Raw genomic sequence first — 21,997 nt, 5'->3', positions numbered from 1 at the left:
CTTAAAATCTCCTATTGATTTTCACAGATCATGACGTGGCTTCGGCTCCGCTCAGCCATCGGACGGCCGTTCCTTACGATGATGATGAATCATAATTTCAACACGCTGTTTGTCATTCCGTAGGAATCTCAACATAGTATTAGAGAATAGTATGGAGATATTTGTCCTCTACTGTGATAAAATCTCCCACAGATTTGCGCAGATTTTCACAGATGACAGCGTTTATGTTAGCACATAAGTCACCGAGAAGATTTGAATAGCCTGAAAATATCTTAAAATACATCAGGTTATTTAACTTTATTAGCAGGCATCAGTGTCTTTTGTGACTTTTACAGTTCCATAAAAAAGTTGAAGCAGATCTAAGAAGAAAGCAGTACATTCGTAAACGATTAACAAAATAACAAACAAGTAAATAAAAATAGTATGAAATCCATCCTAAAATCGGCGACCGTCCTCGTTGCGGCCATGACGATCTCTGTAAATGCCTTCGCGCAGGAAACCAAGAAACCGGCCAGCCCACCGATGACGGCCACCGGAAAAATCAAAGATGCCAACATCACCATCGCTTACAGCAGTCCATCCGTGAAAGGGCGTACCATCTGGGGCGGCTTGGAAGCATATGACAAAGTATGGAGAGCCGGAGCCAACGAAGCCACCACATTCGAAACGGATAAAGATATTACCGTTCAGGGCAAAAAACTGCCGGCCGGGAAATACAGCTTCTTTCTGATCCCTAAAGCCAGCGGAACCTGGACCGCCATCTTCAACAAAGAAGCCAAGCAATGGGGAGCCTACAAATACGAACAGTCTAAAGACGCGCTAAGGGTAGACGTAAAAACAAAAGCGTTACCAACCACCCAGGAAGCGTTAGTCTACAAAATCAACAAAAACGGTTTCACCATGGATTGGGATAAAATCTCCGTTCCTGTGGAAATTAAGTAAGTTTGAATTTGAAAAGTTAAATCCCGGTTTTGGCTGGGATTTTTTTGTTGTAATTGTGAACTCAACTCCTACAAAGTACTGATCATAGGGCCGGGAACCATCAGGAGGAATTTAAGCATTACCAGGAGAAAACCCCATAGTTCAAAACCTGAAGATCCACCTCTATACCGTTCAGCAGATGAGCGGTGAACAAGTTTTGGAAAGGTAAAGGAGCATTTCAATGTTTAATCTTTAGCAACAGTAAAATAAAACCTCCGTATGCTCAGACATGCGGAGGTTTTATTTGTTATAACTGATTGAAAATATAATAAACTTTTATAATTTATTTAATTAAATTTTCTGCAATCCTTTTAACAACACCTACATTTACAGCATTACCTAACGCTTTAAAAGCCTTACTTATGGTTGGAGGCAATTCCTTTAGATCTTGAAGGCACTGAAGTCTCGACGCTTCAACCTTTGTCATATATCTTCCCTTTTCACCATTAGCTGTAACTACCCAAGGAAGTATAGGAATCTGAGTTGTTGTTAAAACTAGCGCTGGAGAATAAGTGGGCATTTTTACTCTTATTCCTGATGGTCTGAATTGCACAATTTTATCATTAATATCTAACGAAACTTTATCTCCGCAATTCCATTCAAACTTTTGATGGCTATTTTCGAATTGGACGATCTTCGGAATCCATTCATCAAGCCAAGTTTTATGCTTATTATAAAATTCACGATTACATTTTATATAAGATTTTTTCCAATCAGGAAATTCAGTCTGTTCTCCTTTTAATCCATTTTGCGAATAAATTGGCAGACTTAAAAGCATGTCATCAAGAGAGTTTCCTTTAATCAACTTGCCAAATTCACCCTTTTTTCCTGATAGGTCACTTGCATTAAGTTTTATAGGTGCTTTTCCTTCGTAAGGATAATCTGCTCCAAACTCCATAGCCCATATTGGAAAGCGTGGAACCTCTTCTGGAATAAGGTGGTCCAGAAATTCTTGCCAGACTGCCAGATGGTTTCTAGTATTATCCTTTAATGTCATATACTCTACAGCATCATGTTCAATTATACTATGGATGCTTAAATTCTCATGGATTTCCTTTTTAGGAAACTGAAAGTTTTCTAAACCTCCGTTAGTTTTCAATTTTCCAACAATATATATTCGAGAGCGATGTTGAGGTATCCCAAAATGATGAGGTGACAACGTAGTCTCTTTAACATCATATAATTTGGATAGTTCATTATAAATAACTTGCCAAGTGTTTCCTTCATCATGACCCTTTAAATTTGAAACATTTTCTAAAAATATATAAGTCGGCTTATGAAAAATTAATATTTCCATTATCTTATAAAAAAGATTGCCATTTTTAGGATCATCTAATCCCAATTGTGCACCTGCCTTTGAAAATGGTTGACATGGGAATCCTGCACAAAGTATTTCATGGTGTGGAATTTTTTTTACTTCTACTTTATTAATATCACCATGACACAAAATACCATGATTTATTTGATATAAACGTCTAAGTTCTTCATTTATTTCACTAGCAAAAACACATTCATGGCCAAGTTCATGGAGTGCTTTATGAAACCCTCCTAATCCCGCAAACAAATCAATAAACCTCATTTCTAACTATTTATGAATGTATCAATTTTTGGTTGACACCAATCAATTAAATCACTAATTAAAGTGCCGTCCTCAGGATAATCATATTGTATATTGCGATAAATACGTATTCTATCAAACATAATTCCAGCATCAGTTACTACATCACTATATCTTTTATCATTTATTATAATCGGTGCTGTAAAACCTTTTATAGGATCTGCTCCCCAATGTATATAGTGTGTCCAAGCTTTGTAAGGAATTCCAAGTAACTTCTGATCCCAATTTAGCCCTGCAGCACATTGAATAAGTGCAGTTATTTGACTTTTCCTATTATCACCAAAGGGTTTCCAGCATATTATATCTACTCCTCTATCTTTAAAATTTGAATTTGGTTCAGATATAAAAGTTTCAGACATTTGACTTGCGATTGATCTAATCGTTTGTTTACTGGGATGACCATAAATAATGGAATTTCCACTAAAATAATTGTTAACAGCTTTACAAGACAGTCTTTCAAATAGTTTTCCTGTTTTTACAGAATCTACAGAATTTCCATCAATTGAAAGTATTAAACAGGTTAAGTGTTCAGGAGAATCTGTCCAATCAAAAGAGGGACTAATTTCTCTCGCATTTAATATAAAAGGAGATGGTGTTCCATATAAAAATGATCTTCTTTCAAGTTCTAGCCAAACATCATCAAGAAATGATTGATCAGGTTCACTACCGGATGAATCTTCAATATATGATGATAATTCAGCTTTAGAGATACTTTCAGTGACCGCAAAAATATAGAACTCAACCCAATCTGCAACATTAGCTATTGAATCCGGATTTTCTATTAGTTTTGTAGGCATTATAAAGTAATCTTATTAATTAGTAAAATTTTATCAACTGTTTCTTTTAACTTAATTACATCATTGAATACAATGTCTTTATTATTTTCATTAAAAAGGCCAAGTGATATTGATAATAATCTATTTACTTTACTTAAATTGTTTTTTAATAGTTCATCTTCGCCATCGCTCATATCATATGCATCCTCTAAATTCCGTGTTTCTCGTAGTATATTAACTGCATGTTCTTTCCTTAGCACTGGTGCTAATTTTGCAGTGATATCTCTAGATTCTTGGATAACCGGTAATTTTCCATCTTCACCAAACATCCATGAAAATAAATCTTTTAAATTATCTAATTTATCACTTGGAATTGGGTTATTTAAATCTACATTTTGTAACCTCTTATCTAAACCAATAAACTCTTTAACAGCTCCTTGTCCTGTTGCTAATAATAGATATGAAAATAAATTTTCTGCTTTTGACGTATCTAAATCGAATTCATCTTTGATAGTTTCTATTAATTGATATGAAAGATATATCTTTCTAGCAGAATTACTTCTATCTCCAACTTGCTTTTGAATTTCATCAATTGTGAATCCCTCTTTAACCATATTAGCTACATAACGTGCTTTAGCGTACGGTTCCCACTTTTTTATTCCTGAAATATGTCTGACTCCTAAATATGGCAAAACTTCGGATCTTTTAGGATAGATTATTACTGGAATAGATTGTATATCGTCAACAATGTGCTGCTCTGCTATAGGAAAAGTTCGAATTTTAAATTCATTTTTAAGATTATTGTCAAGTAAAAGTTTTATAGTTGATAATCTTCTATTCCCTTCTAAAACAATAAATTTTGTAGATGGATTTTGAATGAATTCTATGTATTTAGCATTCTCTTTTAACTGGTCATAACTAAAATCAATGAATTCCACAGGTAATTGCTCAGGAATTGCTACAAGTGGTTCTTCATCAAAATAACCATTTTCTGTCATTGAATATGCTAGTTCTTCTATATCAAATAACTTATATAGAGCATATATAACATCCTTTTGTGACTTACCTTGAACATCTTGTGGAAGACGAGGATTTTCTGGATCCAATAAAAGATTTTCGTAATATACATTTATCAAAGGTCTTTTCCTTCCAATACCAGCAAAATCAGCCATATTTATTTTTAAGATTAATTAATTTACAAATATACTGAATTAGCTTTTTGAAAATTAATTGTATATATGATTTTTCAATTGTACCTTAATAGGAATGTTTTACAAGTAAATTAATTAATATTGAATTTGATGAAAATTAAATTTGACAGATTCAAATAATTATATTGCAATCATAAATTATAAATATTTTTCTCTGTTTAATGTTAAAAAAATTCTATAATAATCTTTAATGTCTCATAAATTAATTATAAAAGTAACTTGTATATCATCATTAGCAAAAAATCCCAACTTTCGTCACAATTTTATTGTTTAACAAGTTTAAAGAAATTTTCTAAACTAGTTTTTCTTGATTGACAGATTTTATGTAGTGTATTGATTGTCATGTTATAATCTGTTTTGGAAGTACCTAATGCTATATTTTTAATCTTCCGTACAGTGCTCTCTTCAATCTCGTGATCAGTGGCAAATTGTCTCTGGGATTTTGCTGCCGAAATCCAGTTATTGTAAATGTATTTACAGATGGCAATATTAATATCCTTCTCTCTGTCCATTAAAACAAATTAAGAGAAACAATAAAAAAATAATGCGGTTTTCAATGCGCATTTTAAATAATTGTGTACATTTGTATCATGAGTTGACGCAAGCAACCTTGCGATCTCATGCAAATGTTGTTTATCAAAACAGAAAAAAATAGACCTGAAAAATCAGACAAATAATGAAAACCAATGCAGGCCCTGCCTTCTTATAGGCTGCCCGCTTGCAGTCCATATTTGGCAGAATCGTCAAAATAGTAAAAGCAGAAGCCTAAAAAAACACAAAACCTTCTTTGTATGAAAAAAAACAACATAGACTTTGAATCCCGGTTTTGGTCCGGCCGGAGCAAACTTTCACCCGTCGCTTTAGGGGACGTATTTTTCCAGTTCCATGACCTGGCCACGGCGAAGGAGCGGCTCAACCTGATGATGCAGTACGCGGTACAGGGGAAAACGCGGATCCCGGAAGATCCTTCGGTGGTCTTTCACTTCCACCAGTCGCTGCGGTCGCTGATCCGGGCCGGATGGTGCCTCCGGAAGAAATCCTGGAAATGCATAGGAAAGGCCGTTCCGGAGGCCGGCAATCCGTTGCTATACGGTTCACTTTCGGAGAAAGAATACCGCGAGCCGGTCCGGGTGTTCCGCAAAGCTTTTAAGGAATACCGCCCAGAGGAGCTGGAGGACTTCCTTTCGGACATCGTGTATTTCTCCCTCGGGACATTCAACCAGTTGCCGGAGCGTGATATCGTCGGCCCATACCTTCACCTGATCAAAATGCTGGACGCCGCCTGGCTGATCGTGGAGCGGAAGAATAGGAAAAAAGAGCTTTTTCAATCTCTGCCACAGGAAGATGAGGTTTATATACCGTAAAAATCCTGAATCTTTCCAAACGATTCTCTAATACTAAGTTGAGATCCCTCCGGGATGACAAACGGAATGTTGAAATTATACGCATTTGGTGGCTGAAACCTTCAAAGCCCTTACCAACGTTATAAGAAATCCTTCGAGAGCCTCAGGATGACATAACGGCAACATCAGTCTGAACTTATATTCTACTTAAACAAAGAGCTATTTTAATCCAAGCTAAACTGTATATACACACTGTCAGGCTGAGGCTCTCGAAGCCTTGCTACCATCTATGAAAATCTAAAGACAAATCCGTGGGAAAATGTAACCGTGAAAAATCGAAGGACGCTTTTCAGGATCATTTCGGACATCTGGTGCGGATATCATCGGAACCATAAGCCCGGAACAGGATCTTGCCGAAATTTTTATCGGAGAAATGGTGGCAGCCTAGCGGGATTACAGCCTGTTCATCATTAGTTCCTATAGCCGTAAATAGATGTAACAATTAAAAGCCCGGATAATCTTCGTTTACTGAGGCTTATCCCTATATTTTGAGATTGAAAACAATAGCTGTTATTATAACCGGAAAAGCTTCCGGCATCTATTCCCTTTTTCAGCCTTTTCACCCGGTTTCTGTTAATTACTTATCAATCAATATAAAAGATTCCTTATCTCGGAACTTTTTGTACGATAATTGTATTTACCCTCACATCACCAATCTAAAATAATAAGACAATGAAAAATTTAATTGTAGCAGCAGCATTTATCGCAGGCGGTTTCATCACGGTTTCTGCGCAGACGACGACCACAACCCGAACCAATACCGGAACAACAAACAGCGGCACCGGAATTATGAATAACGGGACTAACAATACGTTGAACGGAAACGGTCTGCTGAACAACGGAACCACCGGAACGATCAGAACAAACGGTTCCCTGAACACCGGCACCGGAACCCTGAACACCGGCACCAACGGTACTTTAAACAGCAACAATACGCTCAATAATGGTTCCCTGAATAATACCGGTACTCTGAACAATGGAACCAATAGTACATTGAACAGTAACGGTACGCTAAACAATGGGGTCGGACCTTTAAAAACAGGAACCGACAGCAACAATACTGTAAAATACGGAACGCCTGGTACCCTAAATACCAGCGGAACGATGAATAACGGTACCCCTAAATAGAAATGCCGGAAAATAAAGTAAAGAGCAAATCCTGAAAGCTTGGTTTTTCAGGATTTTTTGATGTTTTTTTGAGAGTGGTTCTATTTAATTTAGTGGTAAAATCTTTGCATGGTAAACTGTCGCAGATTTTGCAGATAGCGCAGATTTTTTGTTCGTAGAATATTTCAACGCAAAGATTAATTTTTATGGCAATAATGTTTTTGAAGTCAAAGACAAATCAATTTATAGCGCGAAGCTTAAACGTATGCTTCATCAAATCAGCTTGCTGATTCATCTTTATTTTCCTTAAATATGCTGTTTTTAAAGTAAAATCTTTGCGTTAAAAAACTCTCGCAGATTTTGCAGATGGGCGAAGATTTTTTGTTTGTAGAAAGTTTTTCAACACACTTATGCATCTCAAATAACAGGTTTTGCTTCAGTTCGAAGGTTTCATTAAATGGAGCTTACAGAATGTCACAGTTATTGCAGATCTTAATTCAGAACCAAATAAAAATTTTAGTATGCAATTTATTGATTTCAAAAAAGAACATTTTACCCATGATGAGGAAACGGGCAGTTACTTTATCGAAATTCCTAAAGACGAAATTGACTTTGGAGATATTAAAGTACAGGAAAAAAAGCAGGATGGGGCCTATTCATCAACAAGCTGCGAACTGGTTGATGAGTCTACTATGATTACCATCAAGATGGAAACACCGGCAGATATCAGAGTTAGCTTTTAAAATGAGCTCCAAAGTCATTTGACTTTGGAGTTCTGTTTTACATCAGTGATCTGACTGGACTGCAATAGTAAACTGTAATATCGGATAGGAGGCCATATCTTTAATTCTAAGGTTTATTATTTTGGTTTTTCGCAATTCAGGAACTGTCCTGCAGATTTTATATGGATCTAAATAAACGATTTCTTTCCTGTTGATATCCTCCTTTTCTACTCATAAAACTTACCATCTACTGCTTTGATTTTTCCGATGTAATATGTAAAATGCCACCTTTCTGCATGCATCAGAACCTTTTCTCTTATCGATTTTAATGCTTTTTATCAGTCTATCCTGATACACTTCGGATGTACCATCCAATTCTATTAAAAAATAAAAGTCTACATAATTTTAAATGAAAAGCTATTAAGGAGTTCTTGATCTTTCTAATACATTGTTATAATTTTTGTTGAGAACGGTAATGTTCTTTCTCATTTTGGTTAAGTATTGTCCCGATTCTGTTAATTCTACGAGTGATGTTTAGCGGAACTTTGTACATATAAATCAAGACAATGAAAATAGCATTAACAGGTTCTCTAGGGAACATCGGAAAACCACTGACCCGATTATTGGCAGAACGTGGACATCAGGTTACGGTCATCAGCAGTAAAGAAGAAAGAATTTCTGAAATAGAAAGTCTGGGCGCTGTTGCAGCGATAGGAAGCATTCAGGATGTAGAATTTTTAACGGAAACCTTCAAGGTGCTGAGGCGGTGTATTTAATGGAAGCCTGGGAAGGCATCGGAAGTCTTTTCGATAAGGATATTGATTTCCTCGCTGAATTTAAAAAAATAGCCAGGAATTATATAACCGCGGTTCAGCGTTCCACCGTCAAAAAGATCATCCACTTAAGCAGTATCGGGGCACATTCTGATCAGGGGAGCGGAAGTCTTTTGGTCCACTATCATGTTGAGCAGATTTTGCAAACACTTCCTGAAGATTTTTCTATAAAATTTATGCGGCCCGTCGGATTCTTCAACAATATCTACCGATGGCTTCCGATGATACAGTCTCAGGGTAAAATTATTCAAAGCTACGGAGGGAAACGGAAAGAACCCTGGGTTTCAGCTTACGATATTGCAGCGGCCATTGCTGATGAAATGGAAAAATCTTTTATCGGAAGAACGGTTCATTATATGGCTAGTGATGAGGTTTCTCCTGACGAAATTGCTGCAGAATTAGGACAATCGATTGGGAATCCGGATCTGGAATGGAAAGTGATTCCGGGCGAAGAATTATTGGATCAAATGCTTTCCGCCGGCATCAATGAGTGGATCGCCAAAGGAATGGTTGCCATGCAGAAGGCACAGGGAGACGGCAGCTTATATGAAGATTTTTATGCCAACAGACCCGTATTCGGAAAAGTTAAATTAGCAGATTTTGCAAGAGAGTTTGCCCAAATCTATAAGAAAAAAATAAATTAAAATGAAAACAGCATTTATAACAGGAGCCAACAAAGGAATAGGATTTGAAACGGCTAAGCAGCTTTTAGAAAACGGATATTTCGTTTATATCGGAAGCCGGAATATCGGAAACGGAGAAGCTGCCGTACAACAGCTTAAGAAAGCGGGTTTTGAAAATACAAAAGCTATTCAAGTGGATGTGGCCGACCTTGCTTCCATAGAAAGGGCAAGAAAAGAGATCGGAGCGCAGACGGATATCTTAGATGTCCTTATTAACAACGCCGGAATTAACGGGGGAATGCCACAATCTGCACTTGAAGCCCCGGTGGAAGCTTTTCAAAATGTAATGGATACCAATTTGTACGGGGTCATCAGAATGACCCAGATATTTATGGATCTGCTGAAGAAATCTGAGGAACCGAGAATCGTCAATGTCTCTTCAAGCGGCTGTTCGCTTACCTTACATTCTGATCCCAGCTGGATATATTACAGTCATAAAGCTGCCGTCTACACCGCTTCAAAAGCTGCTATGAATATGTATACGATTAATCTCGCTTACGAACTTCGTGACACCCCATTTAAAGTCAATGCAGTGTGCCCGGGATTCGTCGCTACGGATTTTAATAATCACAGAGGTACCGGAACCGTGGAAGAAGGCGGAAAAAGGATTGCTAAATATGCTATGATCGATCAGGACGGACCGACCGGAAAATTCATCAGTGAAGAATATAATCCTGAATCCGGTGAAACACCTTGGTAATTAATTCACTATTTTTACACAACCAACACCTGAAGTAAAATTTTCAGGTGTTGATCATAAGACCTAAAAATGAAAAGCCATCAGAATCATCTGCATAAATTTCTCTCCTTATCTGAATTCCATAAGATGTTCGGATTGCCTAAACCTGAACATCCGCTCGTCAGTTTTATCCGTCTGGAAGATATGACGCTGCCGGAGGAATTGTCTGATCATATGGTACTGGACTTTTATAAAATTGCCTATAAAGATACCATTGGCAGTGCCAGATATGGCCAGCATCATTATGATTTTGGGGAAGGCGGTCTGGTATTTACGGCTCCGGGACAGCTTTTTGAAAAGCCGAAGAATAACAAAAGCAAAGGCTTCCTTATCCTGCTGCATCCTGATTTTCTGCTTTCCTATCCATTGGCAAAGAAGATAAAACAATACGGATTTTTTTCCTATTCAACCGACGAAGCACTGCAGGTGTCAGAAAAAGAAAAGGAGACCCTGTTTTCAGTGTTTAAGATTATTGATGAGGAGCTTAAAACCAGGACGGATGACTTCAGCCAGGATGTAGTCATCTCACAGATCGAACTTCTTCTGAATTACAGCAGCCGGTATTATAAAAGACAGTTTATCACTTTCAAAGCGGTCAATAACCATCTTATTGAGAAGTTTGAGAAGGTTTTGGACGCTTATTTTAATGATGAGGAGGAATTGCAGAACGGAATGCCAACGGTGCAGAGCCTGGCCGACCAGTTACATGTATCCGCAAGCTACCTGAGTGATATGTTGCGCTCTTTAACAGGGCTCAACACACAGCAGCACATCCACAACAGGTTGATTGAAACCGCAAAAGAAATATTATCTACCACTGATCTGTCGGTGTCTGAAATTGCCTATCAGATGGGATTTGAATATCCGCAGTCTTTTACCCGTTTATTCAAAAGCAAAACCAATCAGACGCCCCTGGAATTCAGGCAGTCATTCAATTAGATCATCCATAAACAGTAATAATGAATCAATTTATCCTGGGTCTTCAGGCCCGTAATCTGACGGTTGAAATTCATCACCATTCTGCTTATCAGATCGTGCTGTCCAATGATTCTCCTTTTACCACGACGATTAATGGTACTTTATATGAAAGCATTTACGGCTTTCTGATCAAACCGCACGTTAAGCATTTTTGTATTGCAGAAAACGGCACCCTGAATGTTTTGAATATTGAGCCTTATTCCACGGTCGGTCTGGAATTGTCAGGCCATTTTAAAAGTGATGAAAACTGCATCGTTTTCTACGCTCCTTCAGAGACTAATGCCTTGTTTAATATTCCTGAAAACAATCTTGAAATTAATTCTGTCATTAAGGCTATACTATCCAGGCTGCCGGCTGTCCGTTATGATGAAAGGGTGACTAAGATGGTGGATTATATAAGGGAAAATTATTTCAGATCGGATATCACCCCACAAACCTTTGCAGATATGGTGTTTCTTTCCCCATCGCGTCTGGCTTCTCTCTTTAAGCAACAGACCGGTAGCAGCCTTTCGAAATATCTCTTATGGACGAGGCTACGCCAGGCAATCTATATTACGCTTAGCGACAAGGAAAGAAGCCTCACCGATATTGCTTACGATACCGGTTTCTATGACCTTCCCCAACTCAACAAATATATGTATGAGATGTTCGGAATGCCGCCCAAAGCTTTGAAATTCAGTAGTGATCTCATACAAATCTACTAGAGAAAATTATAAAAATCTTCTCTTATAAGGGTATTGACAGTAATGTTGATACCCTTTTTTATTTGTTGCCTCTGCCCGTGATCTTTTAAACAACAGTGATCTGATACAAGTTTTCCCATCATATTCTCTGCAACTTTGTCATATCAAAATGAAGCAAATAAAAAATTGAAATCATGAAAGCAATAGCCTATCAAAAATTCGGAAGCTCAGAAGTATTACAAATGGTGGAACAATCAAAACCTGCCATAACATCTGATCAGGTCTTGGTTAAAATAAAAGCATTTTCAATCAATCCCATGGACTGGAAAATCAGAAAAGGAGAAATGAAGCTTATGTCCGGGTCAAAATTCCCAAAAAATACGGGAGCTGATTTTGCAGGGATCATCGAAGAAATAGGATCTTCCGTTAATAATCTTAATATCGGCGATGAAGTTTTTGGCGTTGTGAAAAACCTCATGAAAGAAGGAGTATCAGCAGAATACGTTGCCGTTCCGGCGTCTTTAATCTGGAAAAAACCGGACACCATCAGTTTTTCGCAGGCAGCTTCTCTTCCTGTTGTAGGAACAGCTGCCGTAGCGGCTGTTGAAAAAATGGGAAAAATCAATGCCCGGACCAGGATCCTCATCAATGGTGCTACCGGTGGTTTCGGAATGATTCTGCTTCAGTTATTAAAACAAAAAAGCGCAAATATTACAGCGGTTACGAGTACTGAAGGCGTTGCCTACGCAGAAAGATGGGGCGCTACTGAAGTAATTGATTATACCAGAGAAAATGTGCTTTCACAAAAAAAAACCTATGACATTGTCGTTGATCTTTCAGGCAAAATGCGATATACAAAGGCAAAAGAAATCATGAAGTCCAAATCATTATTTATCAACCCGACTCCACAGCCGGTTGAAATTCCCCTGGCAGTTTTAGGAAATCTCTTTAGGTCTAAGAAACATATCGTACTGCTTTCAAACCCGGCAACATCATATACGGAATTTTTGCTGGATGCTGTAGATAAAGGTCTTGATATTGAGGTTAATACCGTATTCCCTTTTGCACAGTATAAACAAGCCTATCAATATGCGGAAAAGGGCGGATATGTAGGGAAAATTGCCGTAGAAGTTAATGGTAATCAATAAACTGAAAACAGTGATATGATACAAGTTTCAGGATGCTGATCATCGCAACTTTGTCCTATCAATAATCAATTAAATTTTAAAACAATGAAAAAAAGAATCGTAGTATTGGGTGCAACAGGAACTGTTGGAAGTAAAGTCGCAGAAATCCTTTTAGACGAAGGTCATCACGTAACCGTTGTTGCAAGAAGCACGGAAAAGCTTGAACAATTTCGCAGCAGAGGTGCAGAAATCATCAGAGGTGATGTAAATGATGCTGATGTTCTCACCAGTGCGTTTAAAAATGCAGATGCTGCCTTCCTGATCTTACCGGATAATGTGAAAGCTGAAAACACAAGAGCATACCAAAGAATGGTAACAGGAAATTTCATAAAGACCATAGAAAAATCTGGAATCAAATATATTGTCAACATGAGCAGCTTAGGTTCACATATGCATGAAGGAAACGGAATGATGGCCGGGACGGGAGAACAGGAAGTAAGATTGAATCAATTTTCAGATGTCAATGTGCTGCATATCCGCTCTGCTTACTTTATGGAAAACTTTCTGAGAACCATAGAGCTGGTCAAAACTAAAGGGATCAACGGTACCGCTGCGGACGGTGACCATTCTATCCCTATGGTCGCTACAAAAGATGTGGCGGAAATGATTGCAGGTCATCTGGCAAAGCTTGACTTCACAGGCAAAAGCATCCGTGCGATGATGGGCCCTCGAAACTACACGATGAGAGAATTTACCTCGATTATCGGAAATGCCATCGGGAATACTGAGCTGCCGTATGTCCAGATTCCTTTAGAGCAGGCAAAAGCTATATTTTTAGGCAATGGTTTTACCGCAGATTTTGTAGACAATTTGTTAGAAATGGCAATAGGCATTAAGGAAGGAATCTTTAACTATCAAAAAAGAAATGACCATTCCACGACTTCCACCACTGCCGAACAATTTGCCATAGAAGTATATGCTAAGGCTTATTATCATTAATAAACAATCATTAAATACCATACCAATGAAACTATTAGAAAGCATCCGATTAGGAAATCAGACTTTAAGAAACAGAATGGCTATGTCAGCCATGACAAGAAGCCGTGCAGATCAGCATGGAATAGTAGGGGCATCCACCGTGGAATATTATACGCAGAGAGCCGGTGCAGGCCTCATTTTCTCTGAAGCCATCCGGATCAGTGAAGGCGCTACCGGAAGTCCTTATACACCGGGAATTTTTAACGGAGAGCAGATTACAGCATGGAAAAAAGTCACGGATTCAGTCCACAATAATGGAGGACGTATTATTGCTCAGCTTTGGCACACCGGCCGTGCCGGACATTCCGTTGACAGGAACGGAAAATTACCGCTGGCACCGTCTGCGATTCCCATTAAAGGAATGCAGCATTTTACCAGCGAGGGAATGAAAGAGTACGAAATTCCTCAGGAGCTTACAGTAGAAGAAATCAGGCAGATCATAAAAGACTACGGACAGGCAGCTAAAAATGCCATGGAAGCAGGTTTTGACGGTGTAGAACTGCATGCTGCAAACGGCTATCTTCCTAACCAGTTCCTGGCTGAGAGTGCTAACCACAGAACTGATGAATACGGCGGAAGCTATGCCAACAAAGCGAGGTTTATTGTAGAGGTAATGGAAGAGCTGATCAACACTGTTGGCGGTGAGAATGTTGGTGTAAAAATTTCACCTTTCCATCCGTATGGCGACATGGTTTTAGACCATCCCGTTGAAACATACACCTGTCTTATACAACAACTTAATACCCTGGATTTCGCCTATGTGGAACTCATGAGAAAAAGTCCTCATTTTCCGTCGCCTGCGCATTATCCTGATGTGGATGATATGGATTTTTTCGGTACCATGATCAAACATGCTGTAATTGCCAATACTGGCTACGACAGGGAATCAGCGGAAGCTGAACTCATAAAAGGTACTGCAGAACTGGTGTCCTTTGGAACTTTATTTCTGGCCAATCCGGATCTGCCCAGACGATTTGAAAGAAATGCTAGACTGAATGAACCGGACCGAACAACCATGTTTGGAGGAGATGACCTTGGCTACATCGATTATCCGTTCTTAGAAGAGTCAGATAAATAGATAATACTTATGAAACATCAAAAATAGCCTTGAGGAATAAATGACTCTTCTGAGCTATTATATTTTTATTACTTTTTATACCCTACATTTAATCTAAACAATATTATTTTTCGCACGAGATCATTTCCTTTTTCAGTTGCTTATTACCCCAATGATGCAGATGTTCGATAAAGGGAATCAGTTCCATTCCTGTTTCGCTTAAAGCATATTCTACTTTTGGCGGAACCTCATGGTACACTTTTCGGGTAACCAACCGGTCATCCTCAAGTTCCCTTAAGGTTTGTGTAAGCATTTTGGTGGTAATATCAGGCAATGTTCTTCTCAGTTCACCATAACGCAATACTTCCTTTGAATTAAGATGCCACAATATTCTTCCCTTATATTTTCCCCCGATGCGTTTGAATGCATAATCTACACCACACTGTTGATCTATCTCAGGCACTTCTATTTTATTTTTCATCTTTTTATAAATTTAATGAATTGATTATCAGTATTACATACTTTTTAGTATATAGATTACCAAAAAGTACATACTTGTGACAAAGATACTGTTAAATTAATTTTGTACCATCATTTTAAATAAATTAAAGATGCAACAATCAGATAACAACAAAAACAATTCTGAAAAAGGTAAAACGATGAAAGCAGTACGGCAACATCAGTTCGGAGGTCCTGAAGTATTGGTGTATGAGGATGCTCCTGTTCCTGAATTAAATAAAGGAGAAGTACGGGTAAAAGTGAAGGCGATAGGCCTTAATCCTCCGGATTGGTACCTGCGTGAAGGATACAAAATGTTACCTCCGGAATGGCAGCCGAAGGTTCCTTTTCCCATCATTCTGGGGACAGACATTTCGGGAACCATTGAAGCAGTAGCCGATGATGTGGAGGAATTTTGTGTGGGTGATGAAGTATATTCGATGGTGAGATTTCCAAGCTACGGACCAAGTCAGGCTTATGCAGAATACGTGAACGTTCATGTTTCAGAACTTGCCCTGAAGCCGGCCGGGATTGATCATATTCATTCAGCCGGGGCTCCGATGTCGCTTCTTACTGCCTGGCAGTTTATGATCGAGGTGGGGCATGATGAGCAGAATCCCCTTCAACCGGATAAGCACATACCGGTTCCTCTGGAAGGTAAAACCGTGCTGATTAACGGAGCGGTGGTGGCGTAGGCCATTTCGCGGTACAGATCGCTAAATGGAAAGGTGCAAAAGTAATTGCAGTGGCGTCTGGCCGACAGAAAGAATTATTGAGAGAGCTGGGTGCCGATGAATTTATTGATTATACCAAAACCAATGCTGACGAAATCATAGAAGATATCGACCTGGTCATTGATGCGGTTGGCGGCCCCGGAACAGAAAGATTTTTAAAAACATTAAAGTCCGGCGGATCCTTATTTCCGATCTTCCCTTTGGGATTTTCAGGTCATGAGGAAGCAGAAAGATTAGGGGTAACTGTATCGGCGACACAGGTGCGCTCTAATGGCAGACAGCTTTCAGAACTGGCATCTTTGCTTAATCAGGGTATTATCCATGTCGTGATCGACAGCACGTTTTCGCTTTCTCAAGCCCGTCAGTCTCACGAGAGAGCAGCGAAAGGGCATATTCAGGGAAAGATCGTTTTGACTGTAGATCAATAATTCCAAATGTTGGTTACAATAAAAATATTACAATATAGACAAGGGCTTTCCAACTAAAAGAAAGCCTTTTATTATGCTTTATAACGATCTAATGAAAAATACATTCACAAAAAACAAAATGCAGCCCAAAGAGCTTATAGACCAAGTCTCTATTTTCGGAGACCAAAAAGATTTCAGTAACCAGGTACAGCTTTTTACAGAGAATGCCCTATCGGAGACCAGAGTCAACGGCAAGGTTGTTATGCAATTAAAAGGACGCAAAGCTATGGCAAAAGCTTTCGCAGAATTTCTTAAAGAGATAGACACGGTCTCCCATTTTAACGGACAGTCTTTATTTACTGTCGAAGGAGATGAAGCCACAGGAATCTGTTATTGTCTGATCACAATGATAAGTAATGATACATCTAAAAAGACCAAAACCACTATAAGAGCTGTTTATAATGATTACTACGTTCGTCACGGTCATCACTGGCTTATTGAGAAGCGTATAGGGAATTTTTTGTGGCAAGATAAATGCGAAATTCACTCAGCAGAATGACAGTAACCGTTCGTTTCAGATCGAGTACGTATTTAAGAATGGTATAAAGCCCCTTAACTAATTTTGAGTGATTTTATATTCGACTCCCCATTTCTGTAATTCATTAATGATAGGTTCTAATTTTCTGCCCTTCTCCGTAAGTGAATATTCAACGGTCGGCGGTACCGTTGCAAAAGCTTTTCGGGTTACAATACCATTTTCTTCCATATTCTTCAATTCCTTGACAAGCATTCTCGTACTGATTCCGGGTATCATCCTTTCTAATTCCTTGAAACGTTTCTTTCCTAAAATCAGTGCATAAATAATCGACATCGACCATTTACCTCCAATAATGTCCAGTATTTTCTGAAGTTCACATTTATTTTCAGATTTTTCAATTTTTTCTTTATTCATAACTACTTGGTTAACAATAAAAGTTACACTTTGGTTATTAGTATACATTGGTGTAACTACTTGCAAAAGTAAAGTAATGGAAATAGATTTGCAACTCAATTTTAAAATATAATTGATTATGTATAATTCATTAAACGGAAAAGTGGCCTTGGTAACTGGAGGTACAAAAGGAATAGGAAAATCCATTGCTGATAAACTCAGTGCAAACAGGGCAGTAGTTGTAATCACTGCCAGGACAGAAGCACAAGACAATCCTAATAGCCATCATTTCATTGCTGCTGACCTTACTCAGGCAGACAGCGCAGAAAATATTGCAAAAGAGATCCTGGAAAAGTACGGTAAAATAGACATTATCGTAAATAATGCCGGAGCGAATTCGAGTCCCGGTGGAGGTTTCAGCACATTGGAAGATGAGGACTGGTTAAGGGACTGGGAACTTAATTTTATGTCTGTTGTTCGCATCAATAAAGCTTTAGTTCCTGCAATGCTTGAACGGAAGGAGGGCACAATCATTAATATATCCACCGGAGCAGCGAAGCAGCCGATCTGGGATATGACGATGTCCTACTCATCGGCAAAAGCTGCATTGAATGCATACAGCAAAGCATTGGCGAATGAATTAGGATCCAAAGGTATCAGAGTCAATACGGTTTCTCCCGGTGTTGTCAAAACACCGCTGATGAATGAATTCATTGAAAATATTGCCCGGCAGTCAGGAGTGAGTTTTGAAGATTCTTTTCAAAATATTATCGATACGGTTGGTGTGCCGCTGGGAAGAATGGCAGAGCCTGATGAAGTAGCCAACATCGTAGCATTTCTTGCTTCTTCCGAAGCGCAATACATTACAGGAGCTACTATTTCTGTAGATGGAGGTTCATCGCCTACAGTGTGATCCGGATAATATTACCAAATTAAGAATGGTCTTTATTATTATAAAGTAGAAAAGCATTGATTTAACGATTCAGTTAAATCAATGCTTTTCTATTTGCTTCTATGCATATTGCAGGAAATTAACAGAGGAGTAGGTATAAAGAAATCCCGCATATATATATTATTGTTTTAATTAAAAATTAAAACAATAATACTTCAGTGTACTATAATTAATTGGCAATCATATACTTAAATATACTAAAATATATTTCTTTTTCCCGAGCGTAAGTCAATCTTCAAAATAATGAATCTTCTGAATTAGTATGACCATAAATTTGAGCTGTGTTGATTTAATCAGTTTTCTTTTGTGTTCTGACGCAGAGCAATTCGATTACCTTCGCAATCTTCAATTTCTGCTATAATAAACCCATACTCTTCGTTAATAGTTTTCGGATACAGGATTTTTGCATTCAGCAAAATTGCCTTATTTAATGTATTGTCAATATGATCAGTATTAAAGTATAAAATCACACCGTTTTTAGAAGGGCGATAGACATCACCTTTTACCAATGCTCCTGTAATACCAGGCTCTGTTGAATAAAATGGAAAAAAGGCCATATCATAACCATCTAATTCTTCTTTTTCAAAACGGAAGTCGAATAAAGCTTGATAGAATCTGACAGCTCTTTGCATATCTATGACAGGAACTTCAAAATAGGCTACCGGATTTGTTTTGATGTTTGCCATATTTTATAGAAAATTATAGATGTTGAACAAATTTAAATATACAAATAATTCTGCCTGAAGGGAGGTTTACTTTACGAATAATGCTTAGTTGATAGTATTAGCTTAATAAAATAGTAGACCTATAAGTCTTCAGACGAAGCACTTATTTGGATGTTAACTATTTTAAAATTGTTAATGAAATGCAAAATTATTACAAGTAAGACCCTATTTTAAATTGTGCCGTACAAAAAAAGACTTATGATTTTACAAACATAAGTCCGAAAGAAAATTTTAAATATTAAAAATTAACCATAAATTATCTTTCCATTTCAGCAATAATTGCTGTAATTAAGAGTTCTGCATCATGGTGTTGAAGCAACGGTGCTGCCTGGCCTGCCCAAAATGACTTAAGTTCCGGGTTTGACTCGGAATTCGCCGGGTAAGCTCCCAGTTTACCAACAATTTTCCCCTGAAGAGGATAGGGCGCAAAGCTGTTTTGAAATTCTTTCAGTTCCTCCGTTAAACGGTTTTTGATCCCCCGTGACAACCTTCCGGTATAGACTCTGGTCAATGTTGTGTAGCGGGCATCTTTTGAAAATAGTTTTTCACGATGAATTTGGCTTGTTCCGGATTGTCGGGTCGCCAGAAAGGCAGTGCCTATCTGGACGGCATCTGCACCTAAAGCCATTGCAGCCTTAACTCCGCGTGCATCAGCAATTCCTCCTGCAGCAATCAACGGGATTTTCACGGCATCTGCTACCTGTGGTATTAAAGAAAATGTTCCTACCAAACTTTCTTCGGGTTGCTCTAAAAAGGAGACCCGATGACCGCCTGCATCAAATCCTGTAGCGACCACGGCATCTACTCCTGCATTTTCTATGGCAATAGCTTCATCTAAAGTAGTCGCAGTTCCTATTGTGATGATTCCCAGCTGACGACATTTCTCCAGGATGGCTTCAGATGGTATACCGAAAACAAAGCTGAACACAGCAGGCTTTATTTCAAAGACCGCTTCGATCTGATCCTCAAACTTTGGACTTTGTGGCAGTGGAAAAGTGGGAGGCTCGATTCCCAACTCTTGAAAGTAAGGCTGAAAGATTTTGATGACCTCCTGAAAAGCAGTTTGGTCAAACTCTTTTATTGCATCGTCCCGGTCATTAACCCATAAGTTAAGATTAAACGGTTTTGAAGTCCTTTCCCTGATACTCTTTGAAATCTCAATAATCTCGCGGGTATCGTAAGGCTGACCACCATAAGAACCCAGACCTCCTGCATTCGAAACCATGGAAGTAAGTTCGACTGAGGATAACTTGCCGCCAAAAGGACCTTGGATAATCGGCAGGTCAATTCCCAGAAGCTTGGTAAATTTTGTTTTTGTCCACATAAATATACATTTAACGTTTACCTATCAATTTGAACTGTAATATAAATTCATCATAAATCAGTTTATCACCCAGGTTCGGAAGAAACTTGCCGGAGCCGTATCGTATATTGTACAGTGTTCTGTCGATTTCGATTTCGCCCATGACATGAAGGAAATCTGTGAATATTTCTACGGTAGCTATAAACTCAGCAGGGTGGGTAATTTCCTTGATGGTTAAATCACCATTAATTGTATAACGGTTACGATCTTTGTTTCCGCTACGGATCTTTAAAGAGGCTGTTTTAAATTGGTCGACAGCAAAGAGATCATCATTGTTCAGATGATCAAAAAATGCTTTGTAGACTGCTTTGTCTTCAATATCTGTGATGACAATGGAAGTCATATCAATATCAATATTTCCGTCGGTTATGTGATCATTTTGAAAACTTAAGAAACCCTCTTTGATTTGAATCGTTCCTGTATGCAGGCCAAGAACCTTCCTGCCTGTCCAGTTGACAGTGCTGCTTTCTGTTTGAATGTTAAATCTTGTCATTGCTATTTATTTTTTAATTGACAAGACAAAATTCAGTTTAATCCTGAAGGACAGGAAGGACCCACCTCACAAAAAAAATGTGAGGCAGATCAATTTTTTGAAGAGTATAAACGGCTCAATGTTTCCCTTGTTACGCCGAGATATGCTGCCAGTGTATGTTTAGGAAGTTTTTGCACCAGTGAAGGATATTCCCGGACAAAGTTTTCATACCGTTCCTTTGCGCTACTGCTTAATAGAGACAGGATTCTGTTTTGTAAAGCTACATTTCTTCGGTTGGTTTTCTTTCTGAAAAAATGTTCAATCTGATGTAGCTCCCGACAGAGCTTTTCCCTGTTTTCATTGCTCAGGCATAAAACTTCGGTGTCTTCCAGGCAATCGATATTTAGTTTTGCTTTTTTTTGATAATAGTAAGCTTCATAATCCGTGATTCACCAACCCTGAACGGCAAAAAGAAGAATGTGCATTTTTCCGGATGTATCGGTATAATACGACTTTACACAGCCTGACAGCAGAAAATAGTCATCTGTTGCCAACTGATCCTCCTGCAAAAGGAACTGATGTTTTTTGAGCTTTTTGTAAGTAAAATGGTTCAAAATATATTCAAACTCACAATCTGTAATTTCTATATATTTTGATAACTGCGCTCTCAGAATTTCACTCATTATATTGAAGTTGTTTAAACTTTTAATTTTTTGATTAGTCTCAATGAAAATGCTAAAAAGTGCAGGCTTTTCCAGGTAATATCCAGTTTTTCAAATCTTATCAGTAAAGCCTTGAAACCGTCTAGCCAGGCATTTGCCTGTTCTATTGTAAATCTTCTTTCATACAGTTTGTCATCAAAGTAGTAATCACTAGCTGGTGTTTTTCCATTTCGGGGATTGGTTTTGATGTTGCCCACTATTTCCTCCATTTCTAATTTCTGCCTTAAATTTTCACTG

The 21,997-nt window shown here is 38.3% G+C and carries 26 protein-coding genes and 1 pseudogene; 16 read left to right on the top strand and 11 right to left on the bottom strand.

The window, feature by feature from the left end:
* The first annotated feature begins 423 nt into the window (after nt 1-423).
* Nucleotides 424-942: a DUF2911 domain-containing protein gene (locus MKJ01_RS02625; protein WP_146943360.1), complete on the top strand. Its 519-nt coding sequence runs from the start codon at nt 424-426 to the stop codon at nt 940-942.
* 322 nt (nt 943-1,264) lie between these two features.
* Here MKJ01_RS02625 and dcm read toward each other — a convergent pair whose 3' ends face one another.
* The 4 genes from dcm to MKJ01_RS02605 form a co-directional block, all read right to left on the bottom strand.
* A complete protein-coding gene (gene dcm, locus MKJ01_RS02620) occupies nt 1,265-2,560 on the bottom strand; it encodes a DNA (cytosine-5-)-methyltransferase (RefSeq protein WP_241611665.1) in 1,296 nt (431 codons plus the stop codon).
* 2 nt (nt 2,561-2,562) lie between these two features.
* Nucleotides 2,563-3,396, bottom strand: coding sequence for a hypothetical protein (locus MKJ01_RS02615; protein WP_241611667.1), 834 nt, complete (start codon nt 3,394-3,396; stop codon nt 2,563-2,565).
* Nucleotides 3,396-4,547, bottom strand: coding sequence for a hypothetical protein (locus tag MKJ01_RS02610; RefSeq protein WP_241611669.1), 1,152 nt, complete (start codon nt 4,545-4,547; stop codon nt 3,396-3,398). Before MKJ01_RS02610 ends, MKJ01_RS02615 begins: the two co-directional genes overlap by 1 nt.
* 302 nt (nt 4,548-4,849) lie before the next feature.
* The gene (locus MKJ01_RS02605) at nt 4,850-5,098 is read right to left on the bottom strand and encodes a hypothetical protein (protein WP_241611671.1); all 249 of its coding nucleotides are present in this window, start codon (nt 5,096-5,098) and stop codon (nt 4,850-4,852) included.
* 279 nt (nt 5,099-5,377) lie between these two features.
* Between MKJ01_RS02605 and MKJ01_RS02600 the strand changes: the two genes are divergently transcribed.
* The 11 genes from MKJ01_RS02600 (at nt 5,378) to MKJ01_RS02550 (ending at nt 14,977) form a co-directional block, all read left to right on the top strand.
* Nucleotides 5,378-5,950 carry a hypothetical protein gene (locus MKJ01_RS02600; protein ID WP_241611672.1) on the top strand — a complete coding sequence of 191 codons (573 nt, stop codon included), beginning with the start codon at nt 5,378-5,380 and terminating at the stop codon, nt 5,948-5,950.
* A gap of 711 nt (nt 5,951-6,661) precedes the next feature.
* Nucleotides 6,662-7,117, top strand: coding sequence for a hypothetical protein (locus MKJ01_RS02595; RefSeq protein WP_241611674.1), 456 nt, complete (start codon nt 6,662-6,664; stop codon nt 7,115-7,117).
* Between the two features lie 500 nt (nt 7,118-7,617).
* The gene (locus tag MKJ01_RS02590) at nt 7,618-7,839 is read left to right on the top strand and encodes a hypothetical protein (protein ID WP_241611676.1); all 222 of its coding nucleotides are present in this window, start codon (nt 7,618-7,620) and stop codon (nt 7,837-7,839) included.
* Between the two features lie 545 nt (nt 7,840-8,384).
* Nucleotides 8,385-8,594 carry an NAD-binding protein gene (locus MKJ01_RS02585; protein WP_241611677.1) on the top strand — a complete coding sequence of 70 codons (210 nt, stop codon included), beginning with the start codon at nt 8,385-8,387 and terminating at the stop codon, nt 8,592-8,594.
* A complete protein-coding gene (locus tag MKJ01_RS02580; protein WP_241611679.1) occupies nt 8,594-9,295 on the top strand; it encodes a hypothetical protein in 702 nt (233 codons plus the stop codon). The genes MKJ01_RS02585 and MKJ01_RS02580 overlap by 1 nt, the downstream gene beginning before the upstream one ends.
* Nucleotide 9,296: 1 nt before the next feature.
* Nucleotides 9,297-10,034 (top strand): SDR family oxidoreductase, encoded by a 738-nt coding sequence (locus tag MKJ01_RS02575; RefSeq protein ID WP_241611681.1) that lies wholly within the window; start codon nt 9,297-9,299, stop codon nt 10,032-10,034.
* Nucleotides 10,035-10,103: 69 nt separating this feature from the next.
* Nucleotides 10,104-11,012 (top strand): AraC family transcriptional regulator, encoded by a 909-nt coding sequence (locus MKJ01_RS02570; protein WP_241611683.1) that lies wholly within the window; start codon nt 10,104-10,106, stop codon nt 11,010-11,012.
* 20 nt (nt 11,013-11,032) lie between these two features.
* Complete coding sequence (locus tag MKJ01_RS02565) at nt 11,033-11,755, top strand: helix-turn-helix domain-containing protein (protein ID WP_241611685.1); 723 nt, start codon at nt 11,033-11,035, stop codon at nt 11,753-11,755.
* 173 nt (nt 11,756-11,928) lie between these two features.
* The gene (locus MKJ01_RS02560) at nt 11,929-12,882 is read left to right on the top strand and encodes an NADP-dependent oxidoreductase (protein WP_241611687.1); all 954 of its coding nucleotides are present in this window, start codon (nt 11,929-11,931) and stop codon (nt 12,880-12,882) included.
* Between the two features lie 84 nt (nt 12,883-12,966).
* Nucleotides 12,967-13,860 (top strand): NAD(P)H-binding protein, encoded by an 894-nt coding sequence (locus tag MKJ01_RS02555; protein ID WP_241611689.1) that lies wholly within the window; start codon nt 12,967-12,969, stop codon nt 13,858-13,860.
* Nucleotides 13,861-13,885: 25 nt separating this feature from the next.
* A complete protein-coding gene (locus MKJ01_RS02550) occupies nt 13,886-14,977 on the top strand; it encodes an alkene reductase (RefSeq protein ID WP_241611691.1) in 1,092 nt (363 codons plus the stop codon).
* A gap of 103 nt (nt 14,978-15,080) precedes the next feature.
* Here the strand turns inward: MKJ01_RS02550 and MKJ01_RS02545 are convergent, their stop codons facing one another.
* Nucleotides 15,081-15,437 carry a helix-turn-helix domain-containing protein gene (locus MKJ01_RS02545; protein ID WP_241611692.1) on the bottom strand — a complete coding sequence of 119 codons (357 nt, stop codon included), beginning with the start codon at nt 15,435-15,437 and terminating at the stop codon, nt 15,081-15,083.
* Between the two features lie 130 nt (nt 15,438-15,567).
* Here MKJ01_RS02545 and MKJ01_RS02540 point away from each other — a divergent pair, with 130 nt between their 5' ends.
* From MKJ01_RS02540 to MKJ01_RS02530, 3 genes are all read left to right on the top strand, one after another.
* The gene (locus tag MKJ01_RS02540) at nt 15,568-16,149 is read left to right on the top strand and encodes an NADP-dependent oxidoreductase (RefSeq protein ID WP_241632464.1); all 582 of its coding nucleotides are present in this window, start codon (nt 15,568-15,570) and stop codon (nt 16,147-16,149) included.
* 50 nt (nt 16,150-16,199) lie between these two features.
* Nucleotides 16,200-16,616, top strand: coding sequence for a zinc-binding dehydrogenase (locus MKJ01_RS02535; RefSeq protein WP_241632462.1), 417 nt, complete (start codon nt 16,200-16,202; stop codon nt 16,614-16,616).
* Nucleotides 16,617-16,707: 91 nt separating this feature from the next.
* Nucleotides 16,708-17,154, top strand: a complete 447-nt coding sequence (locus MKJ01_RS02530; RefSeq protein WP_241611693.1) for a nuclear transport factor 2 family protein — start codon at nt 16,708-16,710, stop codon at nt 17,152-17,154.
* A 57-nt stretch (nt 17,155-17,211) separates the two neighbouring features.
* Here MKJ01_RS02530 and MKJ01_RS02525 read toward each other — a convergent pair whose 3' ends face one another.
* On the bottom strand, nt 17,212-17,547 hold the full coding sequence (locus MKJ01_RS02525) for a helix-turn-helix domain-containing protein (RefSeq protein WP_241611694.1): 336 nt from the start codon (nt 17,545-17,547) through the stop codon (nt 17,212-17,214).
* 118 nt (nt 17,548-17,665) lie between these two features.
* On the opposite strand from MKJ01_RS02525, the gene MKJ01_RS02520 reads away from it, so the two are divergent.
* Nucleotides 17,666-18,439, top strand: a complete 774-nt coding sequence (locus MKJ01_RS02520) for an SDR family oxidoreductase (RefSeq protein ID WP_241611695.1) — start codon at nt 17,666-17,668, stop codon at nt 18,437-18,439.
* A 332-nt stretch (nt 18,440-18,771) separates the two neighbouring features.
* Here the strand turns inward: MKJ01_RS02520 and MKJ01_RS02515 are convergent, their stop codons facing one another.
* The 5 genes and pseudogenes from MKJ01_RS02515 to MKJ01_RS02495 all read right to left on the bottom strand — a co-directional run.
* Nucleotides 18,772-19,164 carry a VOC family protein gene (locus MKJ01_RS02515; RefSeq protein WP_241611696.1) on the bottom strand — a complete coding sequence of 131 codons (393 nt, stop codon included), beginning with the start codon at nt 19,162-19,164 and terminating at the stop codon, nt 18,772-18,774.
* A gap of 295 nt (nt 19,165-19,459) precedes the next feature.
* A complete protein-coding gene (locus MKJ01_RS02510; RefSeq protein WP_241611697.1) occupies nt 19,460-20,527 on the bottom strand; it encodes a nitronate monooxygenase family protein in 1,068 nt (355 codons plus the stop codon).
* Nucleotides 20,528-20,537: 10 nt separating this feature from the next.
* Nucleotides 20,538-21,059, bottom strand: coding sequence for a YceI family protein (locus tag MKJ01_RS02505; RefSeq protein WP_241611698.1), 522 nt, complete (start codon nt 21,057-21,059; stop codon nt 20,538-20,540).
* A 428-nt stretch (nt 21,060-21,487) separates the two neighbouring features.
* Nucleotides 21,488-21,721: a hypothetical protein gene (locus tag MKJ01_RS02500; protein WP_241611700.1), complete on the bottom strand. Its 234-nt coding sequence runs from the start codon at nt 21,719-21,721 to the stop codon at nt 21,488-21,490.
* A 14-nt stretch (nt 21,722-21,735) separates the two neighbouring features.
* A pseudogene (locus MKJ01_RS02495) lies at nt 21,736-21,997 on the bottom strand (IS5/IS1182 family transposase); the annotation flags it as partial.

This window comes from Chryseobacterium sp. SSA4.19, from assembly GCF_022601875.1.
Taxonomy (GTDB): Bacteria; Bacteroidota; Bacteroidia; order Flavobacteriales; family Weeksellaceae; genus Chryseobacterium.
This window is presented reverse-complemented; position numbering and strand designations above follow the sequence as displayed.

Excerpts from the sequence above, each read along its gene's own strand:
- MKJ01_RS02625 (WP_146943360.1), top strand. The coding sequence starts at position 424 with ATGAAATCCATCCTAAAATCGGCGACCGTCCTCGTTGCGGCCATGACG.
- dcm (WP_241611665.1), bottom strand. The coding sequence starts at position 2,560 with ATGAGGTTTATTGATTTGTTTGCGGGATTAGGAGGGTTTCATAAAGCA.
- MKJ01_RS02615 (WP_241611667.1), bottom strand. The coding sequence starts at position 3,396 with ATGCCTACAAAACTAATAGAAAATCCGGATTCAATAGCTAATGTTGCA.
- MKJ01_RS02610 (WP_241611669.1), bottom strand. The coding sequence starts at position 4,547 with ATGGCTGATTTTGCTGGTATTGGAAGGAAAAGACCTTTGATAAATGTA.
- MKJ01_RS02605 (WP_241611671.1), bottom strand. The coding sequence starts at position 5,098 with ATGGACAGAGAGAAGGATATTAATATTGCCATCTGTAAATACATTTAC.
- MKJ01_RS02600 (WP_241611672.1), top strand. The coding sequence starts at position 5,378 with ATGAAAAAAAACAACATAGACTTTGAATCCCGGTTTTGGTCCGGCCGG.
- MKJ01_RS02595 (WP_241611674.1), top strand. The coding sequence starts at position 6,662 with ATGAAAAATTTAATTGTAGCAGCAGCATTTATCGCAGGCGGTTTCATC.
- MKJ01_RS02590 (WP_241611676.1), top strand. The coding sequence starts at position 7,618 with ATGCAATTTATTGATTTCAAAAAAGAACATTTTACCCATGATGAGGAA.
- MKJ01_RS02585 (WP_241611677.1), top strand. The coding sequence starts at position 8,385 with ATGAAAATAGCATTAACAGGTTCTCTAGGGAACATCGGAAAACCACTG.
- MKJ01_RS02580 (WP_241611679.1), top strand. The coding sequence starts at position 8,594 with ATGGAAGCCTGGGAAGGCATCGGAAGTCTTTTCGATAAGGATATTGAT.
- MKJ01_RS02575 (WP_241611681.1), top strand. The coding sequence starts at position 9,297 with ATGAAAACAGCATTTATAACAGGAGCCAACAAAGGAATAGGATTTGAA.
- MKJ01_RS02570 (WP_241611683.1), top strand. The coding sequence starts at position 10,104 with ATGAAAAGCCATCAGAATCATCTGCATAAATTTCTCTCCTTATCTGAA.
- MKJ01_RS02565 (WP_241611685.1), top strand. The coding sequence starts at position 11,033 with ATGAATCAATTTATCCTGGGTCTTCAGGCCCGTAATCTGACGGTTGAA.
- MKJ01_RS02560 (WP_241611687.1), top strand. The coding sequence starts at position 11,929 with ATGAAAGCAATAGCCTATCAAAAATTCGGAAGCTCAGAAGTATTACAA.
- MKJ01_RS02555 (WP_241611689.1), top strand. The coding sequence starts at position 12,967 with ATGAAAAAAAGAATCGTAGTATTGGGTGCAACAGGAACTGTTGGAAGT.
- MKJ01_RS02550 (WP_241611691.1), top strand. The coding sequence starts at position 13,886 with ATGAAACTATTAGAAAGCATCCGATTAGGAAATCAGACTTTAAGAAAC.
- MKJ01_RS02545 (WP_241611692.1), bottom strand. The coding sequence starts at position 15,437 with ATGAAAAATAAAATAGAAGTGCCTGAGATAGATCAACAGTGTGGTGTA.
- MKJ01_RS02540 (WP_241632464.1), top strand. The coding sequence starts at position 15,568 with ATGCAACAATCAGATAACAACAAAAACAATTCTGAAAAAGGTAAAACG.
- MKJ01_RS02530 (WP_241611693.1), top strand. The coding sequence starts at position 16,708 with ATGAAAAATACATTCACAAAAAACAAAATGCAGCCCAAAGAGCTTATA.
- MKJ01_RS02525 (WP_241611694.1), bottom strand. The coding sequence starts at position 17,547 with ATGAATAAAGAAAAAATTGAAAAATCTGAAAATAAATGTGAACTTCAG.
- MKJ01_RS02520 (WP_241611695.1), top strand. The coding sequence starts at position 17,666 with ATGTATAATTCATTAAACGGAAAAGTGGCCTTGGTAACTGGAGGTACA.
- MKJ01_RS02515 (WP_241611696.1), bottom strand. The coding sequence starts at position 19,164 with ATGGCAAACATCAAAACAAATCCGGTAGCCTATTTTGAAGTTCCTGTC.
- MKJ01_RS02510 (WP_241611697.1), bottom strand. The coding sequence starts at position 20,527 with ATGTGGACAAAAACAAAATTTACCAAGCTTCTGGGAATTGACCTGCCG.
- MKJ01_RS02505 (WP_241611698.1), bottom strand. The coding sequence starts at position 21,059 with ATGACAAGATTTAACATTCAAACAGAAAGCAGCACTGTCAACTGGACA.
- MKJ01_RS02500 (WP_241611700.1), bottom strand. The coding sequence starts at position 21,721 with ATGAGTGAAATTCTGAGAGCGCAGTTATCAAAATATATAGAAATTACA.